Below are 17,867 nucleotides of genomic sequence, written 5' to 3' on the forward strand. Positions count from 1 at the left end.
GGCAGGTTAATTTTTAGGATGATAACCCCATATCTGCAGATTATTCCGGCTTCCAGCTAAAACTTTTTGGGTAGAATTTGTAAAAATAGCATAACCAATCTTTTTCACCAATTGAATGAAGAATAATTATTTTCCTAAAAAATCAGGATGTCCGGGTTTGTAGTGAAAAATATTGTCTAAATTTGTTTTTCAGAGATGCCCCTTTGTGTTAACATGTTGATTGTCAAAGTACTTTTGTCTGAGGAGAAATGATGTTGTGAGACCAAGGGGAAAAAATCAACCGGAAAAATTTTAAACCTGATACGAATGAAGTATTTCTACCTCCTGTTACCTCTTGTTTTACTGGGTTCCTGTACCGATTATCGCGATTACTCTGATGTGCCTTTTGAGGAGAAAATTCCACGGGATTGGGAGAACCCTCTTGTGAACCAGATAAATAAAGAATCTCCACGTTCATGGTTTGTCCCATTTGCCGATCCAGGTGAAGCAGATCCGGATAATATTTGGTCATCGTCCTTCATTCAATCGCTCAATGGCAAATGGGCCTTTAAGTTATCCCAAAATCCGGCGCAACGTCCTTTTTATTTTTATAAAGATGACTTTGATACAGAAGAATGGGAAACAATCCCGGTGCCATCCAACTGGGAAATGCATGGACATGACTATCCCATATATACCAATGTTCAGTATCCTCATGCTAAAACTCCGCCCGAAATTCAGGATCATTACAATCCTGTAGGATCTTACAAACGTCATTTTACCATTCCGGAAACATGGGAGGGTAAAAAAGTATATCTTCACTTCGGGGCCGTGAGTTCTGCCATGTATGTATGGGTAAATGAATCCTTGGTTGGGTATAGTGAGGACAGTAAAACCCCGGCCGAATTTGACATTACCCAATATTTAATTCCAGGAGAAAACAGTCTGGCGGTTGAAGTGTATAAATGGAGCGATGGCAGTTATCTCGAAGATCAGGATTTCTGGCGTTTGGGGGGCATTACGCGGGATGTATTCCTAATGGCCCGGGCACAGCAGCATATTAAGGATTTTCGGATCACTTCTGATTTGTCTGATGATTTGAATGATGGTGTTTTTGCGCTCGAGTTGAGTGTGGAGAATGCCTCGGTAGAAAATCCTGTAATGGTGGAGGCCAATCTTTATGACGGAACAAAACAGGTGGATAGTTTTATTGATGCCGTGGTGGAGAATTCTGTCCGATGGAGTTCTGTGCTGGATAATATTAAGCCATGGTCGTCCGAAATACCTCATTTGTATCAACTTGAAATCAATCTCAAAAAAGAGACAGGGGAAGTGCTGGAAACCATTGTTCAGGATGTCGGATTCAGAAAAGTGGAAATCAAAGGAAATAGTTTGCTGATTAACGGAGCGTATGTGAATCTGAAAGGGGTGAACCTGCATGAGCACCATCCGGTAAAAGGCCATGTGGTGGATGAGCAAACCATGCTTGAGGATATTAAACTGATGAAAAGCCACAATATTAATGCAGTCAGAACTTCACACTATCCTCAACCAGAGCGTTTTTACGAATTGTGTAATCAATATGGTCTTTATGTGATTGATGAGGCCAATATTGAGTCCCACGGAATGGGATACGGTGCTGAATCGCTGGCAAAAGATTCGTTGTGGATGTCATCGCATCTTTACCGTACGCGCAATATGTTCGAGCGCGACAAAAATCAGCCGTCCGTGATTATCTGGTCGCTTGGCAATGAGGCCGGCGATGGCATTAATTTTAATAAAACCTATGATTATCTTAAGTCGGTGGATGCTTCCCGCCCTGTTCAGTATGAGCAGGCACACGGAGGACGAAATACCGATATTTATGTACCCATGTATGCTTCCATTGAGCATATGGAACGATTTGCCCGGGAAGATGGCAGCAAGCCATTGATTCAGTGTGAATATGCGCATGCCATGGGCAACAGTGTCGGAAATCTTCAGGACTACTGGAATACCATTGAGACGCATCGGGTAATGCAGGGTGGTTTTATCTGGGACTGGTTGGACCAGGGGTTATTGACGACCAACGAATATGGTGAAGAATTATATGCTTATGGGGGAGATTTTGGCCCTGATACAGTGCCCTCCGACGGAAATTTCTGTCTTAACGGGCTGGTAGATCCCGACCGAAAACCACAACCTGCTCTGGAAGAGGTGAAAAAGGTGTATCAGTACATCAAATTTTATCCTGCGGATCTCGCCGAAGGTATTATTGGTATCCGGAATGATTATTCCTTTCTGAATACGGATGTTTTTAATTTCGATTGGGAGATTAAAGGAGACGGAGAAGTGGTGGATTCGGGTCGGATTGAAGCGTTGTCTTTACTTCCTGGTGAGAAGGAACAGTTGATTGTTGGTCTTGATTTTGATGTCAATCCGGGCACCGAGTATTTTCTGAATTTCCATGCCCGGTTAAAAGAACATATGGGCAGCCTTCCGGAAGGGGCTTCTCTGGCCAAAGAACAATTTAAGTTGCCTGTGTATGAGAAACCGGAAGAAAATGTCGTAAAAAAAGCTGCTTTAAATGTCGAAAAGCAAAACAATGATTCCTCGGCCGTTATTTCCTGGAAAGATTTCATGGTGGAGTTTGATATGGCAAGGGGAGAGATGAGTCAGCTTCAATACAACGGAAAACGGATGTTGCTGGAAAGTCCTCAGCCATCTTTCTGGAGGGCACCTACAGACAATGATTTTGGTAACGGACTGCCCCGAAGGTCGCATATCTGGAGAAACACTGAAAAATATAAGGAACTTAAATCTGCCGGAATAGAGGATGTGAGCAGAGGTAAGCAGGTTAGCTTTTTATGGAATTACTTCGACGAAAATCATCAACTTATCGGTACTTCTGAGGTGGTTTACGTAATTGACGCAGAAGGAAGCATCGATGTGAATCATCATTTTACAATGAACTCGGATACTTTACCGGAGATACCAAGGATGGGCATGACATTGGTGATGCCCCGTGAGTTTGATCAAATGGAATGGTTAGGGCGGGGACCACAGGAGTCTTACCGGGACAGAAAATCGGCTGCTTTTGTTGATGTTTGGTCCGGTTCGGTTGCTGAGCAGTACCAGGCCTACCTGCGACCTCAGGAGAATGGAAATAAGACAGATGTTCGTTGGTTGACCATTACCAATAAGGCCGGAATTGGACTTGTATTTAAAGGTAAACAACTGCTGGAGGTATCTGCGCATCATAACTCCATGGAGGATTTTGAGTCTCCAGTGAATTCAGACTATGAAAAAGTTGAGTATCCCGATGGTCACCGACACACTACTGATGTTGTGGCACAGAATTTTACCTCTGTGGATTTAGATCTGGGACAAATGGGTGTTGGTGGTGATAACAGCTGGGGAGCATGGACGCATAAAAAATACAGATTAACAGACAACCGGTATTCTTATGGTTTTGTCATCAAACCGCTTTATTAGGATAATGACTGACAGTTTCTTCTAATAGATGTATCTGGATTTTTAGTTTCTTAAAAATCATTGATATTTTTTGATGATTTCAAACATTTTTCTCTATCTTGCATTGTTTTTGGCCTCAAAAACAGGAATAAATGATACTTGAATGAGACCTAAATCTATCATTTATGAATCACAAAGAGAGAGTATTAACTGCTTTGAATCATGAAGAACCCGATCGGGTACCTGTTTTTTACTGGGCTGTTCCCGAATTCACACAAAAAATGATGTCGGAACTGGGTTTTTCTGATGTTGACCAGCTTCTTGAACACCTGGAGATTGATTTTAGATGGGTGGAACCCACTTATACAGGGCCCAAACTTGTTGATCAGAAAAAAGGAAAGAAAAAGGATATCTGGGGTGTTGAATATGATTTGGTTGGCCATGGAGATTTAAGATACTGGGAAGCTACGCGGTTTCCACTACAAGGTGTAACCGATCCGGAGTTGTTGGATAAGTATCCCTGGCCGCATGTTGATTTATTTGATTTTAAATCACTTACCAGGCAATGCGAAAAGTACAGAGATTATGCCATCATGACGGCACCCGGGTACTCTTCACCTGGACTTTTTCGCATCATTCAACGCTTAATAGGGCGTGATTCTTTCCTGGATGTTATGATGTACAATCCTCATTTCTTTAAGGCATTGGTCGATAAAGTAACCGATTTTTATGTAGATTTTATCGAGCACTTTTTCGCTGTAACCGGAGAAAAGGTTGATTTTATTCGTATTGCTGATGATTTTGGTGCCAGTAACGGACTGATGATCAGTAATGAAAATTGGAATAACTACTGCCGGCCTGCCATTGAGCGATTTTTAGAGTTGCCGCGAAAACTGGGAATAAAATACTATATGCACAGTTGTGGTGCCGTTCGTAAACTCCTGCCAGAGTTTATTTCCCTGGGTGCTGATGTATTAGACCCCATTCAGACTCGTGCTGAAGGAATGAACCCGTTGGGCTTGAAAAAGGATTTTGGACGGATGATTACCTTTTCAGGTGGATTGGATGAGGAATTATTGCTTCGAAAATCAACTCCTGATCATGTGCGGGAAGGGGTTCGGGAGCTGATAGATACAATGGCTCCTGGTGGAGGCTTCATTATTGGGCCTTCTCATAAAATCAAGGTTGAGACGCCAGTTGAAAACGTTCTTGCCATGTATAACGCTGTAAAAGAATACTCTGGCCAGTATCACTGATGATATTTTAACTCTGCCCTGAACTTTGAGAATCAAGTGGCTTACCTGTCAGGAGGATGATCCGTCCAGACCTAATAGGGGAGCCACTTTTTTCATGGCCTCAATGGTCTCTTCTATCAGATCTCTGAGATCCATCTCCAGCATTTCGGCTCCTTTTAGAATAATGTTCCGGTCAACTCCGGCCGCAAACTTTTTGTCTTTCCATTTTTTCATTACCGATTTTACTTTTAATTCATGGAGGTTTTTGTCGGGTCTGACCAATACAGAGGTTGTCACCAGCCCGGTTAATTCATCCGTTGCGTACAAAACCTTTTCCATAATATGTTCAGGTCTGGTATCGCTGCAAATGCCCCAACCATGACTCACAATAGCTCTGATATAATCTTCGGGCCATTGGTGTTCTTCCAGAATTTTTCGGGTCATCGTACAGTGTTGATCCGGATATTGTTCGTAATCCAAATCATGTACGAGACCTATGATGGACCACTTTTCGGAATCTTCTCCAAATTTTCGGGCAAAATAATCCATTACAGCTTCTACAGCAATAGCATGTTTGTACAAGCTTTCACTCTGGTTGTACTTTTTAAACAGGGAGAGTGCCTCATCTTTGCTTGGTTCCATAATATTTATCGTAAATGATGATTGATATAACTGTTAATCAGCTTTGAAAAACCGGCCATTAATTTTTGTATCATCAAATGCTCAGGTTTCAGATTGTAACCTTCGATGTTTTTTATTGGCAGAATTCTCGGTGAAGTTCCCGTAATAAAAGCTGCCTCAATGTCTTTGATATTTTCATGAGCCAGGGCCTCGAAGAGAACAGGGATGTTTAATTCCTGAGCTGTCTGAAGTGTTTTTTTTCGCGCAATACCCGGCAAAACCAACTGTTCCGGTGCGGTATATAGTTGATCTTCCATAATAAAAAAAACATTACTGCGACTCCCTTCCGTGATTTCGCCCTGATGATTGACCAGTAGTACCTCAAAAACACTTTTCTCTTCAATCATCTGATTGGCATTTTTACGCAATGTTGTATTGGCAATCTTAGTTCCCGGATTGTCTCTTTCACTGAAAAGCAATCCGCAGGAAATGCCTTTTTTGTATTGTTCCTGAGAAGGATAGGAATGGGGGATTACTTCTGCATTGTGAGATTGTATCTCTCCGGTATGAGGGTCAAAAAAAACTGATAATCGTACATTTCCGGTTTCAATATTTTGTTTAATCAGGAAACTTTTCAGATAATTTTCCATCATCCTGAAATCAAAATCCAATCTAATACCCGATTTTGCTGCGCCCGCTAAAAGTCGCTTTATATGGTCCTCCAAAAAAAGGCCGACTTTTTTTTCCACTCTGAAAACTTCGTACAATTCCCGGACGCTGTTATTATCCATCAATTCCTATTTTAATGGTAAATGTAATAAGAATCTCATTAATTTTTTAAATCGTTATTATTTCCTGACTTAATAAAACTCAGTTGTACTATAATTTTTGAATTACAATTTGATACACCCTAAGTGTTTCCTGATTCAGGATGAATTACAATTCTAATTAAAGAAAAAAAACCTTAAACAACTTGTAGATTTTAAAGAAATTATATTCTTAAGAAATTCAATATGATAGGAGTTGAAATAATTCGGAAAAACCATCAATGAAAATTAGAAAATTATTTAATGTGTTCGGAAAACCTTAATATTGCCTGTCGATTATCAAAAAATTATCAATGAAAGTTTCAATCTGAAAATGAAATTGTAACATGACCGAGAGTTTTGATCAAGCATGGGTGCTTCTGGGAGTAGGAATGGTAACCGTTTTTTCGGTGTTACTATTGGTCGTTATAATAGGAAATACCCTGATATTTTTTGTCAACCGTTTTTTATCGAAAGAAGCTACTGACTCATCCGGTGATAAACCATCTGTTGGAGAACTTCATTCTGCAAAAGTAGCTGCAATCGTTGCCGGAGTTAAAAAAGCTACAGGGGGAAGGGGAAATGTTATTGAAATCAGAAAGAAATAAAAAATATAAGATAGAGTTATGAGCAGAAAAATAAAATTCTCTTTGTTGTATCGCGATATGTGGCAATCGTCAGGTAAATATGTGCCACGGAAAGATCAGCTTGAAAAAATTGCCCCGGCTATTGTAGAAATGGGGTGTTTTGCAAGGGTGGAAACCAATGGCGGCGGTTTTGAACAAATCAATCTGCTTTTTGGGGAAAACCCCAACGATGCGGTTCGGGCATGGACCAGGCCATTTAACGAAGCCGGGATTCAGACGCATATGCTTGAGCGGGCCTTAAACGGCATCCGTATGTCGCCGGTTCCGGCTGATGTGCGCAAACTGATGTTTAAGGTTAAAAAACAGCAGGGTACCGACATTGCACGTTCTTTTGACGGGCTCAATGATCCGCGAAATATTATTGATTCCATTAAATATGCCAGAGAAGGCGAAATGATTGCTCAGGCTGCAATGAGTCTTACTTATTCTAAAGTACATACGGTTGAGTACTACATTAACCTGGCCGATCAATTTATTGAGGCAGGGGCCGATGAAATCTGTCTTAAAGACATGGCAGGTGTGGCCCGTCCCGCATGGTTGGGAAAAATAGTGAAAGGAATTCGTAAACAACACAATGAGGTACCCATAACATATCACGGACATTCGGGCCCTGGTTTTTCGGTAGCCACCATTCTTGAGGTGGCCCGTGCCGGAGTTGATTATGTGGATGTTGCCATGGAGCCTCTTTCCTGGGGGACAGGACATGCCGACCTGCTAACCATTCAGGCAATGCTGAAGGATGATGGATTTGATGTGCCCGAGATCAATATGAAAGCCTATATGAAGGTGCGTAAGCTAACTCAGGAGTTTATGGACGATTTTCTGGGATATTACATCAATCCTAAAAACCGGCACATGAATTCGTTGCTTATAGGTCCCGGACTTCCGGGTGGTATGATGGGCAGTCTGATGGCTGATCTGGAGAACAATCTGGAAAGCCTGAATAAGTGGAAAGCCAAACGCAACGAACCCGAACTTACACAAGACGACTTGCTTATCAAACTTTTTGAAGAGGTTGAATACATCTGGCCCAAACTGGGATATCCGCCGCTGGTAACTCCTTTTAGTCAGTATGTGAAAAATCTCGCACTGATGAATGTGCTTCAGATGGAGAAAGGACGGGAGCGCTGGAGTATGATTGCAGATAATATTTGGGATATGATTCTGGGAAGGAGTGGTCAGCTCCCCGGAAAACTGGCTCCCGAAATCATTGAACTGGCGGAAAAAGAAGGTAAAGAATTTTTTACCGGTCATCCACAAGAGCCTTATCCTGATGCATTGGACACCTTCCGAAAGGAAATGGATGATAATGGTTGGGAGTATGGCAAAGATGATGAAGAACTGATGGAGCTGGCAATGCACCCGGAACAGTACAGAAATTACAAATCGGGAAAAGCGAAAGAGGCTTTTGAAACAGATCTCGCAGAGCGAAAAGCTGAGACTGAGTCTTCTGCATCAAATGGAGAAGCTTCTGATAATGGATGTGCTGATTTTTCTCCCGCAAGAATGAATGTTAATGTGAATGGGGAAGAATTTGAAGTGATGGTTTCCTGCAATGGGCACGATACTAATAATAATACTAAAGTAACTCCTTCGAATGAGGCCATTCCTTCGCAGCCTTTAACCAAAGGAGAACCGGTAGTATCTCCGTTGGAAGGAAAGTTCTATTTTACCAAAGATTCAAGTGAAATGGCCATTAAAGAAGGAGATAAGGTAAAAGAGGGAGATATTCTCGGTTATGTGGAAGCAATGAAAACTTACAATGCGGTGCGTTTTGATAAAGCAGGAGTGGTTGCCAGAATTTTGAAAGAGAATGGCAGTGAAGTAGAGGAGGACGATGAGCTGGTTCTTCTTCAATAGATTTTCGGGAAACCGGTAAACGCTAAAGAATCTGAAAATTAAATGGAAATACTCAGACAATTGTACGATATGACCGCCATGGGAGAAATAGGGGAAACTCCCGGCGTTTTATTAATGATTTTAATTGGTGCTGTTCTACTTTACCTGGGGATTGTGAAAAAATACGAGCCACTGCTGCTTGTTCCCATCGGTTTTGGTATTGTGCTGGCGAATCTTCCCGGAGGCAGTATGGATGTGGTTCCATCAGAAATGGTGGAATTGCCGGGTCACCGATACATGAATCTTTTTGAAATTGCCAGCGAATACGGCATCATGAATTTTGTTTATTATTCTTTGATAAAAACCGGTTTTCTTCCACCGATTATTTTTATGGGGGTGGGAGCACTGACCGATTTTGGGCCCATGTTGCGTAATCTTCGACTGGCCTTTTTCGGGGCCGCAGCACAAATTGGTATTTTTGGCGTATTCTTTGGGGCAATAGCCCTGGGCTTTTCACCTAAAGAGGCCGGTTCCCTTGGAATTATAGGGGGTGCCGATGGTCCCACAGCTATTTATACTACCATTTTACTGGCTCCTCACTTGTTGGGCCCCATCGCTATTGCAGCCTATTCCTATATGGCCCTGGTTCCTGTCATTGTACCTCTGGTGGCCAACCGGCTCATGACAAAAAATGAGTTTCGGATAAATATGAAGAAACAGGATAAACTGTATCCGCCTAAATACAAGATAAAGAACATTAAAACGGTTAAAATTATTTTTCCCATTGTTTTGGGTGTTGCAGTGGCCATCCTGGTGCCTTCATCAGTTCCGTTGCTGGGAATGTTGCTTTTTGGTAATCTTATCAAAGAGATTGGTACAGCTACCTCACGTTTGTCTGATGCCGCCACCGGGCCCATTATGAATACAGCTACTATTTTTCTTGGGCTGGCCGTTGGGGCAACAATGACTGCAAAAGTCTTTCTGGACTTTAAAACACTGGGTATTATCGTAGGTGGATTTCTGGCTTTTGCCATCTCTATTGCAGGTGGAATCCTGGCTGTAAAAGGGTATAACCTGATAGCCAAAAAGAAAATCAATCCGCTGGTGGGTGCTACCGGCCTGAGCGCTGTCCCCATGGCTTCGAGAGTGGCCAATGAACTGGGGTTAAAGCATGACAGCAGTAATCATCTGCTTCAATACTGCATGGCTTCAAATATTTCAGGTGTTATCGGATCTGCAGTTGCAGCCGGAGTGCTGATTTCTATCCTGGGATAAAACGAATTGAATGTCATTTCGCCGCAGAGTAAGCATTTTTGAGGCTTTTACTCTGTGGCATTTTTTATTTATGTCGAAAGTATTGATTATCTTTGGCCTTTTCTAAAAATCGGTATCCCGAAACGTTGTTTTCAGGCTGCCGGAAACTAAATATTTCAATTTATTACCATGGGATTATTCGGTGGTTTCAATAAGGCCAAAAAAGAAAACCTGGACAAAGGACTGGCCAAAACTAAAGAGAGTGTATTTCAAAAGATGACCCGCGCCGTGGTTGGTAAAACCAGAGTGGATGATGATGTGCTCGACAGTTTGGAAGAAGTATTAATCACGTCTGATGTGGGAGTGGATACCACGCTTCGCATTATTGAGCGAATTGAAGAGCGGGTGGCCAGGGATAAATACGTTAATACCAGTGAGTTAAATGTAATCCTAAGGGAGGAGATTGCCTCTTTGCTGGCTGAAAATGAGGATGATACGGAAGGTGATTTTGAATTTCCGGCTGACAAAAAGCCATATGTAATTATGGTGGTAGGCGTCAATGGCGTTGGAAAAACCACTACCATTGGCAAATTGGCTCATAAGTTTAAAGCATCCGGCAAAAAAGTGATATTGGGTGCAGCAGATACTTTTCGGGCTGCGGCTATAGAACAGCTTGAGATTTGGGCCAACCGTGTGGATGTACCGTTGGTGAAACAGAAAATGGGTTCTGATCCTGCATCGGTGGCTTTCGATACTTTGGCATCAGCCAAAACCAAAGATGCTGATGTGGTGATTATTGATACTGCCGGCCGCTTGCACAACAAGGTAAATCTGATGAATGAGCTTACCAAGGTTAAGAAGGTAATGCAGAAAGTTGTGCCTGATGCTCCTCACGAAATAATGCTTGTACTCGATGGATCCACCGGCCAGAATGCCTTTGAGCAGGCCAAACAATTCACCAAGGCCACTGAAGTGACTTCCCTTGCCATTACCAAACTGGATGGTACAGCTAAAGGTGGCGTGGTTATCGGTGTTTCCGATCAACTTAAGGTGCCGGTTAAATACATTGGAATAGGTGAGGGAATCGATGATTTGCAGGTGTTTAACCGAAAAGAATTCGTCGATTCGTTATTTGGATAAGGAAAATGTTCGATGTTGGCTTGTAGTCTGTTGGTTCGTAAGATTTGAGGCAGATTTTTGGGAAGGGCACCTTTCTAACCTCCAGCCTCTAACCTCTAAATTCCAACTTCTAACATCTAACTTCTATTTTCCCAACATCTCACAAACTAACTGTAAATTAAATGACCAAGCAAGGCAAGAGGCGAGTGGACGTAATCACTTTGGGATGCTCGAAAAATCTGGTGGATTCCGAATTTCTAATACGACAATTTGAGGCAGGAGGTTTTTCGGTGGAACACGATGCCGACCAGGCCAAAGGTGAAATTGTGGTAATCAATACCTGTGGATTTATTGGCGATGCCAAAGAGGAGAGTATTGATACCATTCTTGATTTTGCAGAAGCAAAAAAGGAAGGTCGCATTAATAAGCTTTATGTGATGGGATGCTTGTCGGAGCGTTATTTCGATCAGCTGGGGAAGGAGCTGCCTGAAGTGGATCGGTTTTATGGCAAATTCAACTGGAAGGAGCTTATTTCTGATCTTGGAAGCACCTACAGACCCGATCTTGTGAATGAGCGTTCTCTCACTACTCCCGGGCATTATGCTTACCTTAAAATTTCCGAAGGTTGCAATCGCTCCTGTTCTTATTGTGCCATTCCAATCATTACCGGAAAGCATAAATCAAAACCCATGGACGACCTGCTGGAAGAGGCTACTCTGCTGGCGTCACGCGGAGTTAAAGAATTGCAGGTAATTGCTCAGGATTTATCCTATTATGGACTGGATCTGTACAAAAAGCAGATGCTGGCACCTCTGGTGGAAAAGCTTTCCCGGATTGAAGGAATTGAATGGATTCGCCTGCATTATGCCTATCCGGCTGCATTTCCCATGGATATTCTGGATGTAATAGCTAACAATTCCAGGGTTTGCGCTTATATGGATATTGCACTTCAACATATTTCTGATAACATGCTGAAAATGATGAAACGGCATGTTACAAAAGCCGACACTTTGAGGTTGGTCAAAAACATGCGGGAAAAAGTGCCGGGTATTCATTTGAGGACTACTATGATTACCGGTCATCCCGGAGAAACGGAGGAAGACTTTTCGGAGCTGATGGAGTTTGTTAAAGAAATGCGCTTCGAGAGACTGGGTGTTTTTCCTTATTCACATGAAGAGGATACATTCGCCTGGAAAAATTATCAGGACAATATACCACAGGATGTTAAGCAAGCCAGGGCTGATGAAATAATGGCCCTGCAACGCGATATCAGCCGCGAAATAAATGAGACAAAGGTGGGAACCAAAATGAAAGTGATCATCGATCGTAAAGAGGAGGATTTTTTTATTGGCCGTTCAGAGTTTGATTCTCCGGAGGTTGACCCTGAAGTGCTCATCCCTGTTTCCGAAAAGTTGAAGCCCGGAAATTTTTATGAGGTGGAAATAACCGGTGCCGAAGATTATGATCTATACGGAACAGTGATAAAGTGATGTTATTCAGTTTATTAAATGTTGAAATGAGTAGAGTTTTAAACGAATGAAACGAGCTTGTATAAAGAAATTTCGAGTTCTATTCGACCTTAATAAACAAATTTTATACAGATGAAAAAAGTTTTGGGATTTCTGCTTACTCCGGTTTTTCAATTATATATGATTGCCCTGATCATCGGTTTTTATCCGGTTCAGGTGATTGCCCTTAAGTTGTTTGGCGAGCATGCCCGTCGAAGATCTGTGGATTTACTCAATATTATGCTTTTGAGAGGTTTGTGGATTATGGGGGCACGGGTTCGCTATTTGGGATTGGAGAATCTTCCTAAAGATCGTCCGGTCATTGTGGTGGCCAATCATCAGAGTATGTACGATATTCCTGCGATCGGATGGATATTCAGGGACTATTATCCCAAGTTTATTGCAAAAATAGAGTTGTCCAAAAATATGTTTAGCATCTCCTATAACCTGAAACACGGGCAGTCGGCTCTTATCGATCGTGCAAATGGTTCTCAGTCTGTTAGAGAGATACTGAAACTGGGCAAATTGATTGAGAAAAACAATTATGCGGCCTGCATTTTTCCGGAAGGTACCCGAAGCAAAGACGGCCAGCTTAAACCTTTTATGTCTGCCGGTATTCAGACGCTTCTCAGGGGCGCCCCATCGGCCGTAATTGTGCCTTTTGTTATCAGCGGGCACCATAAAATCCTTAAAAACGGCAATTTCCCTTTACAGTTTGGTGAAAAAGTAACTTATCAGATTTTAAAGCCCGTTGAACCGTGCAATTACTCTTCTGACGAGATAACCGGGTATCTGGAGAAAGTGATTGAGGAACAGTTGCAATAAGGATCGGACAATTTATCTTTGACAATAAGAAAGCATCTGGTTTTGTTTTAATTATTCCCTAAACATTTTTGTGAGAAATTTCAACATCCGGTTGGTCGGCGGATCTTTTTATCTTTACTGTTAAAATTGACTACAATTTCATGAATTACTTTCTGATATTCATACAGCTGCTGGGTGGACTTGGCTTTTTCCTGCTGGGGATGGATCAGTTGAGTTCGGGGATGAAAAGTCTGGCCGGAAGACAAATGCGTCATGTGCTGGAGAAATTTACCGCTACCAAAGGAGGAGGTGTGGTTTTTGGAATTCTTTTGACAGTATTGTTTCAGAGTAGTTCGGCTGCTTCGGTGGTTATGGTGGGATTTGTGGATGCAGCCCTGCTGAGCCTCGGCCAAACGCTGGCAGTGATGCTGGGCACCGGTATAGGTACCACCATTACTGCCCAACTCATAGCTTTTAAGTTGGGAACTTATTCCCTCGGTTTTGTGGGTGTAGGATTCCTGTTCAAAGCCTTTGGGCGACGTCGATGGTCTTACAGCGGTAAAATAGTCATGGCGCTGGGTATTTTATTCTACGGAATGGATCTGATGTCTTCAGGTATGGAACCGCTGGGTAGCATGGATCGATTCACAAAATGGCTTGTTTATCTGCAAAACCCCGTATGGGGGGTGTTGGCAGGAACCATTTTTACGGCAATGATTCAAAGCAGTGCTGCCTTTATTGGAATTGTGATGACATTGACCGCCACCGGGTTATTATCCATTGCTGATGCTCTGCCGCTCATCCTGGGCACCAATATCGGCACCACTGTCACTGCCTTGATTGCATCCATGAATTCCTCTATTGGCGGTAAGCGACTGGCAGTTGCCAATACTTTATTCCGGGTTGCCGGAGTTCTTATTATGATTTGGTTGCTTGGATTTTGGGAGCATATAACCTGGGCAGTATCGGGTGATAAAGCATCAGGTGGAAGGTTTCTGGCCAATGCTCACACAATCTTCAATGTTTTTATGACGTTGGTGTTTTTGCCTTTTACGGGGATTATCGGAAGCATTGTTAAGAGAATTGTTCCCGAACGAAAAAAGGAAACTTTTAACCTCCATTATCTAAAGCCGGAATTGATTGGTTCAGGTGGGATGATGCTTCCTTTTTTGAAGAAAGAGGTTTCTGATATGGGACGACTCGTTATTCAGATGGTCGATGCATCCCTTACTCCGTTTTTTAGTCGTGAATCGAAAGTTTTGGATGATTTGCGGAGTAACGAAAAGATGGTGGACAATTACCGGGAAGAAATCAATCGCTTTTTGGTATCTATGAACGAAAAGATGTCAGCAGAGGAGTGGTCTGATGATATTTACCGCTTTTTGCATGTGGTCAATGAACTGGAGCAGATAGCAGATATCGTATCGGTAAATATTGCCCGCCAGGGGGAGAAATGGCTCGATGCAAATATCCATTTTTCTGAGGAAGGAGGTAGAGAGTTGTGTGATTATCAGCAGAGATGTGTCAAGCAACTGGCCAGAGCAATGCAGTTATTGGAAGACTGGGAGCCGGAAAAAGCCATGAAAATGAAACGAAAATACCGGAAATATGCACTGATGGCCTACGAAATGGAGATGCAGCATTACAAAAGACTCCTTGCGCCCAGCAGTCGGTCAGTTGAATCCAGTAAAGTGCATATTGAATTGCTGAATCTGTTGAGAATGATTAACAGTCATGCAACGAATATCGGCCGTATGGTTTTTATGGAAGAGGAAGGAAATTAAAACTTTTCAGTTTTCCCCGATAATCGTGAATTATAATCTCTTTCTTTCTGCTTTTTTCTTCGTGTTTTGTTAAATTTACCCTGGTTTATTCATGAACTTTCGTTATGAAATGTTCATTTACCAATAAATACTGGCACCCGCAAAGAAAATTGATGAAGGAAATAGTGAACTATTTTCAAATTAATTTTATTGAGGACGCCGGAATTTAGCAAGTAATTAAACATTGTAATAGAAAATTTATGAATAATTCAGGTTACACGCATATTAGAATTTATTCTTCAACTTTTGAACTTTAATTCAGAACTCATGAAGCGTTTTTTTCAGGTTTTATTGGGCATTATTACTCTTATTTTGTTGCTCTTATTGGTGTTGCCTTCTTTATTTAAAGGAAAAATTGAACAGAAGGTAACCGAAGTGATTAACGAAAATGTTACAGCCACTGTCTCATTCGACAAATTCAGCCTCTCTATGTTTCGCCATTTTCCCAATCTTTCAATGGGACTCGATGGATTGACCATTGTGAATAAGGAACCTTTTGAAGGAGACACCCTGCTGCATATTGGTGCATTTTCTGCCAGCATCGATTTGTGGAGTGCCATAAGCGGAAGTGGTATAAATATTAACTCTGTTTTACTGGATAAACCTCAGGTTTGGCTAAAAGTGAATCAGGATTCTGTAGCTAATTGGGATATTGTTCCCATGTCGGAAACGGAAGAGGTGGAGGAAGATACGGCTTCTGCTGCTTCCGATTTTGCCGTTCAGTTAGAGTTATTTGAAATATCAGATGCCCGGCTGGGATTTTCAGATCAAACCATGGATTTTGCTACCGTAATTGACGATCTGGACTTTTCCATGGAGGGTGATTTATCCCAGAAAGCTACCAATCTGGATATTAAAACTTCCATTCAGAAATTGAATATGAAGATGGAAGGAACCAGTTATCTGAAGGATGCGTTTGTGTCTCTGGAGGCCATTATTGGTGCAGATCTGGAAAATATGATCTTTACTTTTCAGGACAATGAATTGCTGTTAAATGATTTGGGTCTCGGTTTTGAAGGAACTGTTGGAATGCTTGAGGAAGGGTACGACCTGGATGTGAAACTTGCCGCACATGAAACGAGTTTTAAAACGCTACTTTCGATGGTTCCCGAGTCATATCTTCAGGATTTTGAGGAGTTGACCACCGAAGGCTCCCTGAAATTGGAGGCAGTAGCAAAGGGAACTTATGTGGACACGGAGCATCTTCCGACATTTAATCTGGTGTTGAATGTTAAGGATGGACTGATCCAGTACCCTGATTTACCCAAATCCATTGAAGACATTCAGATTGATGTAAAGGTGGATAACCCCGGAGGGGCCATGGATCTCACGGTGACAGATATCAATAAGTTTCATTTCAAGCTGGGGGACAATCCGTTTGATGCTTCATTGTGGATTGGGACGCCAATTTCAAATGCCACCTATAAAGGAAGTCTGAAAGGTATTATCGACCTGGAATCTTTGACTGATGCTATTCCCATGGACAGTATGGAATTGGGGGGTGTTATTACTGCTGATATGCGCATTGACGGTGACTATGCAATGGTAGAAAAGGAACTTTATGAAGAGATTGAAGCCAACGGGCAAATTGGAATGAAAGATTTCTTTTTCAGTACTCCTGATCTTCCTGATGGATTTCATGTCAGTAACGCTGATATGCAAATTACTCCTCGTTTTATGGATTTGAAGACTTTTGAAAGTTCTTTTGGAAGCAGCGATTTTAATCTTCAGGGAAAGGTTGAAAACTATCTTTCTTATGTATTGAAAGATGGCACCTTAAGTGGAAATCTCAATCATCAGTCCAGGTTGATTGATACCAATCAATTGATGCAATTGGCAGGAGAAGATACTACTACCGTGAAGGAGGATACCACTGAAATGGAGCTTGTACTGGTCCCTAAAAACTTGAATTTTGTACTGAACAGTAACATAGACAAATTGCTCTACGACAAGCTGGAAATGACTGATATGACCGGAAAAATAACCATTGTGGATGGGCGTGTCATTCTGGATGGTCTCAGAAGCAAGATGCTTGACGGAAGCATGATTGTTTCAGGCGAATACAACACTGCAGATACTCTTAAACCTTTCGTGAATTTTGATATGGCACTTAATTCCATTGATGTTCACAAAGCTGCAAATTCCTTCAGCATGATCGACAGCATGATGCCCATTGCCAAACGTGCTGTTGGTACCATCTCAACCAACTTGAAATTTAACAGTCTGATGGGAGCTGATATGTCGCCCGTACTGAGTTCTATCGGTGGTGGTGGTTTGCTGGAATCACAAGGGGTTGAAATTTCCGGTGCCAAAGTGCAGACAGCCATGGCTACTATGCTGAACAACAATAAATACCGTAAGGCCAGGGCAGAGGATCTCAACATCAATTTCAAGCTGGAAAATGGGAACGTAATTGTGGAGCCTTTTACAACCAATTTATTCGACCGGAAACTGACCATTTCAGGTACACAGAGCCTTGACCAGACCATGGACTATGTGATAAAAATGCCGGTTTCCAAACAGGAGTTAGGGAATGTGGCCGGCCTGCTTGGCGCTTCATTACCCTCCGGGTCTTCAGATGTAATGGTGAATGTACTGGTGCGAGGAACCGTTAAAGATCCAAAATTGAGTTTCAAATTGGATGAAGATTTTAAAGAACAGGCCAAAAAAGAACTGGAACAGGAGGCTAAAAGAGCGGTGGAAAAAGTTCTTGAGGATCCTGAAGTAAAGGAGAAGGTGGATGAAGTTAAAGAAAAGCTAAAGAAATGGTTCTGATTAA

Annotated in this window: 12 protein-coding genes; 10 read left to right on the top strand and 2 right to left on the bottom strand. The window is 42.1% G+C overall.

The features are described from left to right. Window positions 1-306: 306 nt before the first annotated feature. Together W7W_RS0105305 and W7W_RS0105310 are read left to right on the top strand one after the other, a co-directional pair. Complete coding sequence (locus tag W7W_RS0105305) at window positions 307-3,453, top strand: glycoside hydrolase family 2 TIM barrel-domain containing protein (RefSeq protein ID WP_010662786.1); 3,147 nt, start codon at window positions 307-309, stop codon at window positions 3,451-3,453. A 164-nt stretch (window positions 3,454-3,617) separates the two neighbouring features. Continuing rightward, entirely contained in the window at window positions 3,618-4,688 is a 1,071-nt protein-coding gene (locus W7W_RS0105310; protein WP_010662787.1) for a uroporphyrinogen decarboxylase family protein, read from the top strand. Between the two features lie 48 nt (window positions 4,689-4,736). On the opposite strand, the gene W7W_RS0105315 is transcribed toward W7W_RS0105310, so the two are convergent. Both W7W_RS0105315 and W7W_RS0105320 read right to left on the bottom strand, forming a co-directional pair. Next, on the bottom strand, window positions 4,737-5,309 hold the full coding sequence (locus W7W_RS0105315; RefSeq protein ID WP_010662788.1) for an HDIG domain-containing metalloprotein: 573 nt from the start codon (window positions 5,307-5,309) through the stop codon (window positions 4,737-4,739). 5 nt (window positions 5,310-5,314) lie between these two features. Then, complete coding sequence (locus W7W_RS0105320) at window positions 5,315-6,079, bottom strand: aminotransferase class IV (RefSeq protein ID WP_010662789.1); 765 nt, start codon at window positions 6,077-6,079, stop codon at window positions 5,315-5,317. Window positions 6,080-6,441: 362 nt separating this feature from the next. On the opposite strand from W7W_RS0105320, the gene W7W_RS0105325 reads away from it, so the two are divergent. The 8 genes from W7W_RS0105325 to W7W_RS0105360 all read left to right on the top strand — a co-directional run bounded on the left by W7W_RS0105325 (window position 6,442) and on the right by W7W_RS0105360 (window position 17,863). Next, the gene (locus W7W_RS0105325; protein ID WP_010662790.1) at window positions 6,442-6,702 is read left to right on the top strand and encodes an OadG family protein; all 261 of its coding nucleotides are present in this window, start codon (window positions 6,442-6,444) and stop codon (window positions 6,700-6,702) included. Between the two features lie 18 nt (window positions 6,703-6,720). After that, a complete protein-coding gene (locus W7W_RS0105330) occupies window positions 6,721-8,601 on the top strand; it encodes a biotin/lipoyl-containing protein (protein WP_010662791.1) in 1,881 nt (626 codons plus the stop codon). Window positions 8,602-8,643: 42 nt separating this feature from the next. After that, window positions 8,644-9,855: a sodium ion-translocating decarboxylase subunit beta gene (locus W7W_RS0105335; protein WP_010662792.1), complete on the top strand. Its 1,212-nt coding sequence runs from the start codon at window positions 8,644-8,646 to the stop codon at window positions 9,853-9,855. 168 nt (window positions 9,856-10,023) lie between these two features. Beyond that, window positions 10,024-10,974, top strand: a complete 951-nt coding sequence (gene ftsY, locus W7W_RS0105340) for a signal recognition particle-docking protein FtsY (protein WP_010662793.1) — start codon at window positions 10,024-10,026, stop codon at window positions 10,972-10,974. 161 nt (window positions 10,975-11,135) lie between these two features. Next, window positions 11,136-12,443 carry a 30S ribosomal protein S12 methylthiotransferase RimO gene (gene rimO, locus W7W_RS0105345; RefSeq protein ID WP_010662794.1) on the top strand — a complete coding sequence of 436 codons (1,308 nt, stop codon included), beginning with the start codon at window positions 11,136-11,138 and terminating at the stop codon, window positions 12,441-12,443. 111 nt (window positions 12,444-12,554) lie between these two features. Next, window positions 12,555-13,286, top strand: a complete 732-nt coding sequence (locus W7W_RS0105350) for a lysophospholipid acyltransferase family protein (protein WP_010662795.1) — start codon at window positions 12,555-12,557, stop codon at window positions 13,284-13,286. 140 nt (window positions 13,287-13,426) lie between these two features. Then, a complete protein-coding gene (locus W7W_RS0105355; protein WP_010662796.1) occupies window positions 13,427-15,049 on the top strand; it encodes a Na/Pi cotransporter family protein in 1,623 nt (540 codons plus the stop codon). Window positions 15,050-15,355: 306 nt separating this feature from the next. Beyond that, entirely contained in the window at window positions 15,356-17,863 is a 2,508-nt protein-coding gene (locus W7W_RS0105360) for an AsmA-like C-terminal region-containing protein (RefSeq protein ID WP_010662797.1), read from the top strand. The last annotated feature ends 4 nt before the right edge of the window (window positions 17,864-17,867 follow it).

It is taken from the genome of Marinilabilia salmonicolor JCM 21150 (genome assembly GCF_000259075.1).
GTDB classification, from domain to species: domain Bacteria; phylum Bacteroidota; class Bacteroidia; order Bacteroidales; family Marinilabiliaceae; genus Marinilabilia; species Marinilabilia salmonicolor.